The sequence below is a fragment of the Ferrigenium sp. UT5 genome (assembly GCF_045866295.1).
Classification (GTDB): Bacteria; Pseudomonadota; Gammaproteobacteria; order Burkholderiales; family Gallionellaceae; genus Sideroxyarcus.
Genome location: NZ_BAAFRY010000035.1, coordinates 1 through 11,074 on the forward strand (window position 1 = coordinate 1; position 11,074 = coordinate 11,074).

Below are 11,074 nucleotides of genomic sequence, written 5' to 3' on the forward strand. Positions count from 1 at the left end.
CAGGCAGAAGTCCAGCTTGCAACAAGGCCGGATATAAGACTGCAGCCGATTTCTGGTTTTACCAAAACACGACAAATCTCTTGCTAAACCGGGAGGCGTCCATATAAGAGTCATGAATCTGGAACAAGCGCGCTTCAACATGATCGAGCAGCAAATCCGCCCGTGGGACGTGCTCGATCCGCGGGTGCTGGAATTGCTGAAAGTGGTACGGCGCGAGCAGTTTGTGCCGCCCGCCAGCAAGGCGCTGGCCTTCGTCGATACCGAGATCCCGTTGGGACACGGCGCCTCGATGTGGACACCCAAGCTGGAAGCGCGCGCGCTGCAGGCACTGAATCTGCAAGCCACCGACAGCGTGCTGGAAATCGGCAGCGGCAGCGGTTATCTGACGGCCTTGCTGGCGCGCATGGCGGCGCAGGTCACCAGCGTCGAGATCGAGGCGGAATTGAGTGCCCAGGCGGCGCGCAACCTGGCCAGCCACACCATCGGCAATGTCAATCTGCAAGTCGGCGATGCGGCACAGCACTGGGGCGAAGCCGAATACGATGCGATCGTGCTGACCGGCTCCACCCCCGTATTGCCGCCGGCTTACCGGCAGCAGCTCAAGGTGGGCGGGCGGCTGTTCGCCATCGTCGGCGATGCACCGGCGATGCAGGCGCAACTCATCACGCGCACGGCGGCGGACACCTTCGAAACGAGCACCTTGTTCGAAACCAATGTCACCCCGCTGCGCAACGCGCTGCAACCCGAGCGTTTCGTGTTTTAATCGCCTTTCACCCTGCACCGGGCAGATTGCGCGCTTCCAGTGCAGCCTGTAATATCAGAGTTCACTAATATACGGAGTCCCCGATGAAGCGCTTGCGATTTGCCTTGCTGTTGCTGCTGCCATTCAGCTTGGCGGCGCCGGCCGCTGCGACAGACTTGCTCGCAATTTATCGTGCCGCACAAGACGAAGACGCCCTGTTTGCTGCGGCGCGGGCCGAGCACCGCGCCGGGCAGGAAAAAATCAAACAGGGGCGCGCGTTGCTCCTGCCCAGCCTCACTTTCGCCACCAACACCACGTTCAACGATATCACCACCGACAATGCCTCGCCGTTTATCAGCGGCGGAAACAAGCGCTACAACACGCATGGCTACGGGTTCAATCTGGTGCAACCGCTGTTCCGCGAACAGAACTGGGCCGCGTATAACCAGGCGGAATTGCAGACTGCGATTGCGGATACCAACTTCAGGCTGTCCCGGCAAGACCTGATTTTGCGCGTGGCCCAGACCTATTTTGACGTGCTGATTGCGCAGGACACGGTACAACTGACCGGTGCACAAAAATCCGCGATCGCGGAACAACTCGAACAGGCAAAACGCAATTTTGAAGTGGGCAGCGCCACGATTACCGATACCTATGAAGCGCAGGCGCGCTATGACCTTATCCTGGCGCAGGAGCTGGTTGCGGCGAATGATCTGGAAGTAAAACGGCGCGCCCTGCAACAGATGCTCAACACGGCGGTAGGCGAGCTGGATGCATTAGGGGCGCATTTCGATTTGCGCCCTCCGGTCCCGGAACAGCAGCAGGCCTGGATCGATATTGCCCACCAGAACAGTCTGCCCGTCGAACTGGCGCAGGCCGCGTTTGAATTGGCCGAGCGGGAAGTTGAGCGCAGTCGCGGCGGGCACTTGCCGACCCTCGATATTGTGGCCGGACATACCAAGAATGTGCAGACCGGCGGCAATTTTGGCGCGACCACAGTCACCAGCAAGACCGTGGGTCTGCAACTGAACATGCCGCTGTTTGAGGGGGGCGCGACCCAATCGAAATGGCGCGAAGCAGAAGCCAATCGGGAAAAGGCGCGGCAAGAGCTTGAAAATGCACGGCGCACGGCGGAATTGCAGACCCGCCAGGCCTATTTGGGGGTGGCTACCGGGATGGCTCAGGTGCGCGCTTTGCAGCAAGCCATGAAATCGAACCAGAGCCTGCTTGAGGCAAGCAAGTTGGGGCAGGAAGTCGGCGTGCGGACCAATCTCGACGTGCTGAATGCGCAACAACAAGTGTTCGCCACGCGGCGCGATCTGTTGCAGGCGCAGTACACCTATCTGCTCAGCCATCTGCGCTTGAAGGCAGCGGCAGGCAACTTGCAGGAAGCCGATCTGGAATGGGTCAATCAGGCATTGCATTAAAACGGCGGGACTTGTGGGTCGGACTGGACGTGTGGTGCAGGAACTTTAGCCCAGTACCGCGACGGCCGGCCCCTTGCGGGTATCAATCCGACAAATCCCGGTAAATTTCCCGCAGGCAGTGCGCCAGATCATCCTGCCATTGCGGCAGACGCAGGCCGAATGCGGCGCTAATCTTGTCCGTCGCCAGCACCGAGTTGGCAGGGCGCTTGGCCGCAACCGGATATTCGTGGGTGGCAATGCCGTGGATGGCCAGTGCCTTGTCGCGCAGCGACGGGTCATATTGCCTGGCCAGGCGCACGATCTCTTCGGCATAGCGGTGCCAGCTGGTGCGCCCGCCCGCCGTCAGGTGATACAGCCCGAACCGGCTTTCATCGAAATCTTGCTCCAGGCACTGCTGTAATATCCGCGCGGTCGAATTGGCCAGCAAGCGCGCCCAAGTCGGTGCGCCGAACTGGTCGGCGACGATGCGCAACTCGCTGCGTTCCCCGACCAGCCGCAACACCGTCTTCACGAAATTGCCGCCATGCACGCCATACACCCAGCTGGTGCGCAGGACAAGATGTTGGCCGCCCACCGCGCGGATCGCGTTCTCGCCGGCCAGCTTGGTCTGGCCATACACGCTCTGCGGCTTGGGGACATCGGACTCGGTGTAGGCGCCGTCCTTGCTGCCGTCGAACACGTAATCGGTCGAGTAATGTACCAGCAGCGCGCCGCTCTTTTGCGCTTCTTCCGCCAGCACGCCAGGGGCGACGCCGTTGATCGCTTGTGCCAGTTCCGGTTCCGTTTCGGCCTTGTCCACTGCAGTGTAGGCCGCCGGGTTGACGATGATGTCGGGGCGATGCTCGCGCACGGCGGCGCGGATCGCGTCGGGCCGGCTCAAGTCGAGCTGCGCGCGGGTGAGCGCGACCACCTTGCCGAGCGGCGCGAGGGCCCGCTGCAATTCCCAGCCGAGCTGGCCGTTGACTCCGGTAAGCAGGAGCGTGCTCACGCAAAGACCTCGGCATCCTTGAGCAGTTTCCCGGCCTGATCCTTGGCCGCGAGCAACGGTGTTGCGCCCTGCAATTGCCAGTTAATGCCCAGCGCCGGGTCGTTCCACAGCAGCGAGCGTTCATGCTCCGGCGCCCAGTAATCGGTGGTCTTGTACAGGAACTCGGCGCTCTCGCTCAACACCACGAAGCCGTGCGCGAAGCCGGGCGGGATCCACAGCATGCGTTTGTTTTCCGCGCTCAAGTTGATCGCTTCGGCCTGGCCGAAGGTGGGCGAACTGCGCCGGATATCCACCGTGACATCGAGCACCTCGCCCGCCACCACGCGCACCAGTTTGCCTTGCGGCTGCTTGATCTGGTAATGCAGGCCGCGCAGCACATGGCGTGCCGAGCGGGAGTGGTTGTCCTGCACGAAGGGGGTCGTGATGCCGGTCAGTTCGGCAAAGCGCCGCGCATTGAAGCTCTCGTAAAAGAAACCGCGCGCGTCGCCGAACACTTTGGGTTCGAGGATCAGCACGTCCGGGATCGAGGTGGGGATTGCGCGCATTTCAGAATCTCTCCTGCAGCAGGGCGAGCAGATACTGGCCGTAGCCGTTCTTGGCCAGAGGTTGTGCCAGCGCCTCCAGGTGCCCGCGCGAAATGTAGCCGCGGCGGAAGGCGATCTCCTCCGGGCAGGCGATCTTCAGACCCTGGCGTTTTTCCAGGGTCTGGATGAACAGCGAGGCCTCCAGCAGCGAATCGTGGGTCCCGGTATCCAGCCAAGCGCTGCCGCGCCCCATCACCTGCACGTCGAGCTTGCCGTGCTCCAGATAGACCTGGTTGACCGTGGTGATCTCCAGCTCGCCGCGCGGCGAAGGCTTGATGGCCTTGGCGATGCTGACGACTTCGTTGTCGTAAAAATACAGGCCGGTGACGGCATAGTTCGATTTGGGTCGGGCGGGTTTTTCTTCAATGCTCAAGGCATGGCCATTGGGATCGAAATCCACCACCCCATAGCGTTCCGGATCGGTCACGCGATAGGCGAACACCGTGCCGCCATCACGCTTGAGCGCCGCGCTTTCCAGCAACGTTTCCAGACCGTGGCCGTAGAAGATGTTGTCTCCCAGCACCAGCGCGCAACTGTCGGCACCGATGAAGGATTCGCCGATGATAAACGCCTGCGCCAGCCCGTCCGGGGAAGGCTGCACGGCGTAATGCAGGTTGACCCCCCACTGCCTTCCGTCGCCCAGCAATTGCTCGAAACGCGGCGTGTCCTGCGGCGTGGAAATGATCAGGATGTCGCGTATCCCGGCCAGCATCAGCGTGGTCAGCGGATAGTAGATCATCGGCTTGTCGTAGATCGGCAGCAGTTGTTTCGACACCGGCAATGTTACCGGATAGAGCCGGGTGCCGGAGCCGCCGGCGAGGATAATGCCTTTCATTTCAAATCTTCCTGTAACGCGATAGGTTTGCCTGCGCGCCCAAGCAACAGGCGCGCTTCATGCTACCTGCTTTTCGTGGGGTTGAGAAATGAAGAAGTTCCATCGGCTGCCCTTCTGTCTTGCGGCGCATGATTTGGAGATCAAACACCGAGTCGGGTATGCTTTGCAACGGTGCGCAGCACTGGAAACCCTAACCCGAGAAAGAACCTACGACATGGCCACAAAAACCATCATCCAGACACCCGATGCACCTGCTGCCATTGGCACGTATTCGCAGGCGGTGCGCGTCAACGACACCATTTATCTTTCCGGCCAGATCGGCCTCGATCCGACCACCATGCAGATGGCGGACGGGATCGAGGCGCAAATCCACCGCGTGTTCCAGAATCTGCGCGCGGTCGCCAACGCCGCTGGCGGCAGCATGGACGACGTGGTCAAGCTCAACCTTTATCTGACCGACCTGATCCATTTCGCCAAGGTGAACGAAATCATGGCCGGCTATTTCCGCCAGCCTTATCCGGCCCGTGCCGCGGTCGGCGTCGCCACCCTGCCGCGCGGGGCGCTGATCGAGGCTGACGGGGTGTTGTTTCTGCAGGATTGAACGCTCCCGCCAAAATCGCGCCGGCCACGCTGGCCAAACTCGCCAAGCTCGGCATTCATCACCGCGCCGACCTGCTGCTGCATCTGCCCTTGCGCTACGAGGACGAGACGCATCTCACGCCCATCGCCGATGCGCAGCCAGGCATGACCGTGCAGGTGCAAGGCGTCGTGACCCACAGTGAAGTGATGTTCCGCCCGCGCCGCAGCCTGGTGTGTCGTCTGCTGGAGGGTCATGCGGAACTTACCTTGCGCTTCCTCAACTTCTACCCCAGCCAACAGAAGCAACTCGCCGTGGGCAAACAGATCCGCGCCATCGGCGAGGTACGCATGGGTTATTTCGGGCTGGAGATGGTGCACCCAAAGTGTCGCGCGATTGACGATGACACGCCGCTGCCGCAGAGCCTGTCGCCGGTGTATCCGACCACGACCGGACTATCGCAGGCCGTGTTGCGCAAACTCATCCACAATGCGCTGGAGACCCTTCCGCTCACGGATACCCTGCCTACGCCGCTATTAAAAAAATTGCAGCTCGCCGATTTCGGCGACAGCCTGCGCCTGCTGCACACCCCCCCGCCCGACATTTCCACTGCCACGCTGCAAGCCCGCAGTCATGCCGCTTGGCGGCGCATCAAATTCGACGAGCTGCTGGCGCAGCAACTGTCGATGCGCGTGCATCACCGTGAGCGCAGCAAACACCTCGCGCCTGCCTTGCCAGCGCATCGGAAATTGACCGCCGCCTTGTTGCAGAAGCTGCCGTTCGAACTCACCGGCGCGCAACAGAAAGTGTGGCGGGAAATCGCGCACGACCTCGGTCAGACCCATCCGATGCAGCGTCTTCTACTGGGCGATGTGGGCAGTGGCAAGACCATCGTCGCCGCACTCGCCGCGCTGCAAGCCATCGAGAACGGCTATCAGGTCGCGTTCATGGCACCGACGGAAATTCTGGCCGAACAGCATTACCTCAAGCTGAACGAGTGGCTGGTGCCGCTCGGCATCGAACCGGTATGGCTTTCAGGCAGTTTGAAGAAGAAAGAAAAAACTGCCGCCGCAGCGCGCATCGCCTCCGGTGACACCCTGCTTGCCATCGGCACACATGCGTTGTTCCAGGCCGCGGTCGAGTTCAACAGGCTCGGCCTCGTCATCGTGGATGAGCAACACAAGTTCGGCGTGCAACAACGGCTGGCGTTGCGCAACAAAGGGAAAGCCCCCGCGCATGATGCAGGTCGGGTTTTAACCCGACATGCCAGTGCCAAACAGGATGAAATTGTCGGGTTAAAACCCGACCTACAAAACCACGAACCGCATCAACTGATGATGAGCGCCACCCCCATCCCGCGCACTTTGGCCATGAGCTATTACGCCGACCTCGATGTGTCGGTCATCGACGAACTGCCACCCGGGCGCACGCCTGTCGTCACCAAGTTGGTGAGCGATGCGCGGCGCGAGGAAGTGTTCGAGCGGGTGCGTGCCGCGTGCCTCGCCGGTCGTCAGGCGTATTGGGTGTGTCCGTTGATCGAAGAATCGGACGCATTGGAAGTGGAGTTGCAAAACGCGATCGAAACCCACCAACAACTGACCGCAGCCCTGCCCGAATTGAAAGTGGGGCTGGCACATGGTCGGCTGCCACCGGCAGAAAAAGCCGCCGTGATGGCCGCCTTCAAGGCGGGCGAGCTGCAGCTGCTGGTCGCCACCACCGTCATCGAAGTGGGTGTGGATGTGCCCAACGCCAGCCTGATGGTGATCGACCATGCCGAACGCATGGGGCTGGCTCAACTGCATCAACTGCGCGGCCGCGTGGGACGCGGTGCGGCGGAAAGCCTGTGCGTGCTATTGTTCATGCAGCCGCTGTCCGAACTGGCGCGCGAACGCCTGAAAGTGATCTACGAGAATACGGACGGCTTCGTCATCGCGCAACAGGACTTGCAATTGCGCGGCCCCGGCGAACTGCTGGGCGCACGACAGAGCGGCGTAGCGATGTTGCGCTTCGCCGACCTGAACGAAGATGAAGACCTGCTGGAGCAGGCACGACTCACCGCAGACGAACTGTTGCGCGATGCGCCCGATGTGGCGCGCGCGCACCTGCACCGATGGATGGCGAACAAACATGACTTTCTGCAAGTCTGACCGATTCTGGAACAGCCAGACCCAGGGCTGCGTTGCCGCATTGCGCCCGTGGCTGCATGACCACGGCTCGCTCACCCAACGCATCCAGCAACGCTGCCAAGAATTTTCGGTACAGCCGGTACACCGAGGCTTGGCGCGTATCGCCTACGATGAGGCGACGCTGCTCGGCATCGCCCCGCACCGCCTGGCCTACTCGCGCGAGGTGCTGCTTTTTGCGGATGGCAAGCCTGTCGTTTTCGCCCACAGCACCTGTGCCAGCGAACACCTGCGCGGCGCCTGGAAAGCCATGCGCGAGCTGGGCAATCGCTCGCTCGGCAGCCTGCTGTTCACCCATCCGCTGGTGATGCGCCAGCCGCTGCATTTCAAGGCACTCCCTTCGCGCCACCCGCTGGCGGGTCGGGCTTTAGCCCGGCAGGGCTGTCGGGAGCCTGTCGAAACAGTCGGGCTGAAGCCCGACCCACAAAATGCGCCCGACCCCCTCTGGGCGCGCCGCTCGCTGTTTATTCTGCAGGGCGCGCCGCTGCTGGTGACGGAAGTGTTTCTGCCTGAAATACTGCAACTCACCCCAACCCCTCTCCCATCGGGAGAGGGGTTGGGGTGAGGGAAATCCTTTCCAAATAAGCGGCGTGTGTTTCAAAATGCAGCTGGCGTCGTTGTGCTTCGCACGGTTTATTTTTTTAACTGGATTCCGGCCTACGCCGGAATGACGGCGCAGGTTAAAATCCCTGCCATGAACATTTCCGAACGCCTGCGTCTCTACATTCAGCTCACCCGCCTGCATCGCCCCATCGGCATCCTGCTGTTGCTATGGCCGACACTATGGGCGGTATGGATCGCAAGCAAAGGTCATCCTTCGTGGCTCGTGCTTGTCATCTTTACCCTCGGCACAGTGCTGATGCGCTCCGCCGGCTGCGCGGTGAACGACTACGCCGACCGCCACATCGACAAGCATGTGAAGCGCACGCAAGACCGCCCGCTCACCAGCGGCAAGGTGACGGAACGCGAGACCTTGTGGCTGGCTGCCGGCTTGGCGATTGCGGCGTTTCTCCTCATCTTGCCGCTCAACAATTTGACCTTGCTGCTCTCCATTCCCGCCGTCTTCCTCGCCGCGAGTTATCCCTTCACCAAACGTTTCTTCGCCCTCCCGCAAGCCTACCTCGGCATCGCTTTCGGCTTCGGCATTCCGATGGCGTTCGCCGCCACGCTCGGCCATGTGCCGCCTGTCGCGTGGGTGCTGCTGCTCGCCAACGTGTTCTGGGCGATCGCGTACGACACCGAATACGCGATGGTGGACCGGGACGACGACATCCATCTCGGCATCCACTCCTCCGCGCTGTTCTTCGGCCAGTACGATGTCATCGCCGTGATGGCGTGCTACCACCTCACTTTGCTGTTGCTGGCGCTGGCCGGTCTCATGGCCGGCCTGGGACAACTCTACTTCGTCGGCCTCATCGTCGCGGAAGGCATTGCGTGGTACCACTACGCGCTCATCAAGGAAAAAAACCGCGACCAATGCTTCGCAGCTTTCTTGCATAACAACTGGTTCGGGGCAGCGGTGTTTGCGGGGGTGGCGGGGGATTATTGGGTGCGGTAACAATCCATAACATGGCTCAATATGAAGGAAAACAGAATGAAAGCAGCAGGCCAACCGGGTTATCCCGTTCTGATTATCGGCGCCGGGCGAGGAGGTACAGCCTTGCTGGAAATGTTCCTGGAAGAGCGCCTGGTCAATGTGGTGGCCATCGCGGATACCCATGCCGACGCGCCCGGACTGAAGCTGGCGCGCCAGCACCAGATCGCCACCTTTACCGGAGCGGTAGAAGCGCTGGAGCATTGCCGGCAGTACCCGGACTGCATCGTGTACAACTTGTCGCATGATGACGCGGTCGCCGTGGCGGCAGAACGCATTTTTGGCGGCAAGCGCGTGGCGGGCGGCACCGAGGTCAAACTGTTCTGGCAGATGGTGATGAACCTGAAGCAGGTCAAACTCGAGTTGGAGAAAAGCCAGCATCAGTTGCAGTCGATCATCCACAACGTCATGGACGGCATCATCACGCTGGATGAATCCGGGCATATCGAAGGATTCAATCCGGCGGCGGAGAAGATATTCGGTTATGCGGAGCAGGACATCAGGGGGCCGACATCGAAATGCTGGCGCCTGATCTGGCGGGCGGAGCGGACGAGGCACCTCCCAACCGGCCGCGACAGGCGCTGCTCGAAAGGGTTGGCCTGCGCGGCAATGAAATGGGCGGGCTGCGCCGGGGCGGGGGGACCTTTCCGATGGAGCTGTCCTTGTCGGAGATGCATCTGGGCGGGGTCCGTTATTTCATCGGCATCGTGCGCGACATCGGGGAGCGCAAACGGGCAGAGGAGAAGATCGCCCATCTGGCGCATCACGATTTTTTAACCGGGCTGCCCAATCGCGCCTATTTTTCCGAAATTCTGGAGCACTCCATCGCCCTCACCCGGCGCGGACAGGGAAAACTAGCGGTCCTGTTCCTCGATCTGGATGGCTTCAAAAAAATCAACGATACCCTGGGGCATGAGGCGGGGGACTTGCTGTTACAGGGAGTGAGCCAAAGATTGCAGGCAACCGTGCGCGAATCGGACACGGTCGCCCGCATCGGCGGTGATGAATTCATCCTGTTGCTGGAAAGCGTGACCGTGCCTGATAACGCGGTAGTCGTGGCGCAGAAAATCATTGATAACCTGATGCCTGCATTCGACCTGAACGGCGCATCCGGTCGAGTGGGCGCAAGCATCGGCATCGCCCTCTACCCGCAGCATGGCGAACAGGCAGAAGAACTGTTGCGGCGGGCGGATGATGCGATGTATCAAGCCAAGCGCAACGGCAAGAATCGCTACCGCTTCGCGGCGGATTGAGTGGCGGCAGCACGGGGGAACACGTTCAAGTTTGGGCAAGCAGTCGGGCAATCATTTGTTCGGCCTGTTTTGCATATCCGGTCACCCGTAACCTGTCGCCGCCCTCTCCGCCGAACAGGTTGGCATGGTTGAGGAGGTGATACAGGTTGTACAGGTCGCGCCGTATGGCGTAGCCCGCATCCAGCGGCCAGACCGCCTGATAGGCCGCGTAATATTCGGCCGGGTAACCGCCGAATAATTCGGTCATCGCGAGATCGCATTCGCGGTCGCCGTAATACGCGGCGGGATCAAAAATCACCGGGGTGCCGTCGGCGAGAAAAGCGTGGTTGCCGCCCCACAGGTCACCGTGCAGCAGCGCGGGTTGCGGCGTGTAGCCCGCGAAGAAAGCGGGCAATCGTTGCAGCAACTTTTCTCCCGCGCTTTGCAGGGTTCCGCCATAACCATTCTGCGCGGCGAGGCGCAGCTGGAACCCCAGGCGCTGCTCGCGCCAGAACGTGGTCCAGTCGTCTGTCCAGCCATTCGGTTGCGGGGTGCTGCCGATGAAGTTGTCCTGCGCGAAGCCGAAACGATCCGCTGTGTTGCGATGCAGGGCGGCAAGTTTCTCGCCAAGAGCGCCGGCGTCGCCGCGCGAATTCAATGCCAGATATTCCAGCAACAGATAGCTATGGTCGTCGGCCACGCCGTGCGCGATGACCTGCGGCACGCGCATAGTGCGGGTCGCCGCGAGGGCAGCCAGTCCTGCGGCCTCGGCACTGAACAGCGCGTGTTGCCGGGCCGTGTGTTAGTGCAACATTGTTTCTGTAAATTCCGAACCCGGCCTGGCGAACGGGTTTGCAAGTAAAAATCCTTGAGGGTTATTCTAACCACAACCCCGAAGGAGAAGCACCATGG

11 protein-coding genes and 1 pseudogene are annotated in these 11,074 nt (G+C 61.2%); 8 read left to right on the forward strand and 4 right to left on the reverse strand.

Going from position 1 to position 11,074, the window contains the following annotated elements; genetic code table 11:
* Positions 1 to 112 precede the first annotated feature (112 nt).
* Both ACKTSJ_RS10450 and ACKTSJ_RS10455 read left to right on the forward strand, forming a co-directional pair.
* Positions 113 to 763: a protein-L-isoaspartate O-methyltransferase family protein gene (locus ACKTSJ_RS10450; RefSeq protein WP_407899997.1), complete on the forward strand. Its 651-nt coding sequence runs from the start codon at positions 113 to 115 to the stop codon at positions 761 to 763.
* An 83-nt stretch (positions 764 to 846) separates the two neighbouring features.
* The gene (locus tag ACKTSJ_RS10455) at positions 847 to 2,169 is read left to right on the forward strand and encodes a TolC family outer membrane protein (protein WP_407899999.1); all 1,323 of its coding nucleotides are present in this window, start codon (positions 847 to 849) and stop codon (positions 2,167 to 2,169) included.
* A gap of 82 nt (positions 2,170 to 2,251) precedes the next feature.
* Here the strand turns inward: ACKTSJ_RS10455 and rfbD are convergent, their stop codons facing one another.
* Genes rfbD through rfbA form a run of 3 tightly spaced genes read right to left on the reverse strand, consistent with a single transcriptional unit; the run spans position 2,252 to position 4,576 of the window.
* The gene (gene rfbD, locus ACKTSJ_RS10460; protein WP_407900001.1) at positions 2,252 to 3,157 is read right to left on the reverse strand and encodes a dTDP-4-dehydrorhamnose reductase; all 906 of its coding nucleotides are present in this window, start codon (positions 3,155 to 3,157) and stop codon (positions 2,252 to 2,254) included.
* Positions 3,154 to 3,702 carry a dTDP-4-dehydrorhamnose 3,5-epimerase gene (rfbC, locus tag ACKTSJ_RS10465; RefSeq protein ID WP_407900003.1) on the reverse strand — a complete coding sequence of 183 codons (549 nt, stop codon included), beginning with the start codon at positions 3,700 to 3,702 and terminating at the stop codon, positions 3,154 to 3,156. Before rfbC ends, rfbD begins: the two co-directional genes overlap by 4 nt.
* 1 nt (position 3,703) lies before the next feature.
* Entirely contained in the window at positions 3,704 to 4,576 is an 873-nt protein-coding gene (rfbA, locus tag ACKTSJ_RS10470; RefSeq protein WP_407900005.1) for a glucose-1-phosphate thymidylyltransferase RfbA, read from the reverse strand.
* Positions 4,577 to 4,790: 214 nt separating this feature from the next.
* On the opposite strand from rfbA, the gene ACKTSJ_RS10475 reads away from it, so the two are divergent.
* From ACKTSJ_RS10475 to ACKTSJ_RS10500, 6 genes are all read left to right on the forward strand, one after another.
* Positions 4,791 to 5,177 carry a RidA family protein gene (locus tag ACKTSJ_RS10475; protein ID WP_407900007.1) on the forward strand — a complete coding sequence of 129 codons (387 nt, stop codon included), beginning with the start codon at positions 4,791 to 4,793 and terminating at the stop codon, positions 5,175 to 5,177.
* Positions 5,174 to 7,300: an ATP-dependent DNA helicase RecG gene (gene recG, locus ACKTSJ_RS10480; RefSeq protein ID WP_407900009.1), complete on the forward strand. Its 2,127-nt coding sequence runs from the start codon at positions 5,174 to 5,176 to the stop codon at positions 7,298 to 7,300. Before ACKTSJ_RS10475 ends, recG begins: the two co-directional genes overlap by 4 nt.
* A complete protein-coding gene (locus tag ACKTSJ_RS10485; protein WP_407900011.1) occupies positions 7,281 to 7,901 on the forward strand; it encodes a chorismate--pyruvate lyase family protein in 621 nt (206 codons plus the stop codon). Before recG ends, ACKTSJ_RS10485 begins: the two co-directional genes overlap by 20 nt.
* A gap of 129 nt (positions 7,902 to 8,030) precedes the next feature.
* Complete coding sequence (ubiA, locus tag ACKTSJ_RS10490) at positions 8,031 to 8,894, forward strand: 4-hydroxybenzoate octaprenyltransferase (RefSeq protein WP_407900013.1); 864 nt, start codon at positions 8,031 to 8,033, stop codon at positions 8,892 to 8,894.
* A 36-nt stretch (positions 8,895 to 8,930) separates the two neighbouring features.
* Positions 8,931 to 9,707 (forward strand): PAS domain S-box protein, encoded by a 777-nt coding sequence (locus ACKTSJ_RS10495; RefSeq protein ID WP_407900015.1) that lies wholly within the window; start codon positions 8,931 to 8,933, stop codon positions 9,705 to 9,707.
* On the forward strand, positions 9,593 to 10,183 hold the full coding sequence (locus tag ACKTSJ_RS10500; RefSeq protein WP_407900017.1) for a diguanylate cyclase domain-containing protein: 591 nt from the start codon (positions 9,593 to 9,595) through the stop codon (positions 10,181 to 10,183). The genes ACKTSJ_RS10495 and ACKTSJ_RS10500 overlap by 115 nt, the downstream gene beginning before the upstream one ends.
* 25 nt (positions 10,184 to 10,208) lie before the next feature.
* Here the strand turns inward: ACKTSJ_RS10500 and ACKTSJ_RS10505 are convergent.
* A pseudogene (locus ACKTSJ_RS10505) lies at positions 10,209 to 10,946 on the reverse strand (fructosamine kinase family protein); the annotation flags it as partial.
* Positions 10,947 to 11,074: the final 128 nt, after the last annotated feature.

Bases quoted from the DNA above. Each gene is read 5' to 3' on its own strand.
- ACKTSJ_RS10475 (WP_407900007.1), top strand. From the start codon at position 4,791: ATGGCCACAAAAACCATCATCCAGACACCCGATGCACCTGCTGCCATT.
- rfbA (WP_407900005.1), bottom strand. From the start codon at position 4,576: ATGAAAGGCATTATCCTCGCCGGCGGCTCCGGCACCCGGCTCTATCCG.
- ACKTSJ_RS10450 (WP_407899997.1), top strand. From the start codon at position 113: ATGAATCTGGAACAAGCGCGCTTCAACATGATCGAGCAGCAAATCCGC.
- ubiA (WP_407900013.1), top strand. From the start codon at position 8,031: ATGAACATTTCCGAACGCCTGCGTCTCTACATTCAGCTCACCCGCCTG.
- ACKTSJ_RS10485 (WP_407900011.1), top strand. From the start codon at position 7,281: ATGACTTTCTGCAAGTCTGACCGATTCTGGAACAGCCAGACCCAGGGC.
- ACKTSJ_RS10455 (WP_407899999.1), top strand. From the start codon at position 847: ATGAAGCGCTTGCGATTTGCCTTGCTGTTGCTGCTGCCATTCAGCTTG.
- rfbC (WP_407900003.1), bottom strand. From the start codon at position 3,702: ATGCGCGCAATCCCCACCTCGATCCCGGACGTGCTGATCCTCGAACCC.
- ACKTSJ_RS10495 (WP_407900015.1), top strand. From the start codon at position 8,931: ATGAAAGCAGCAGGCCAACCGGGTTATCCCGTTCTGATTATCGGCGCC.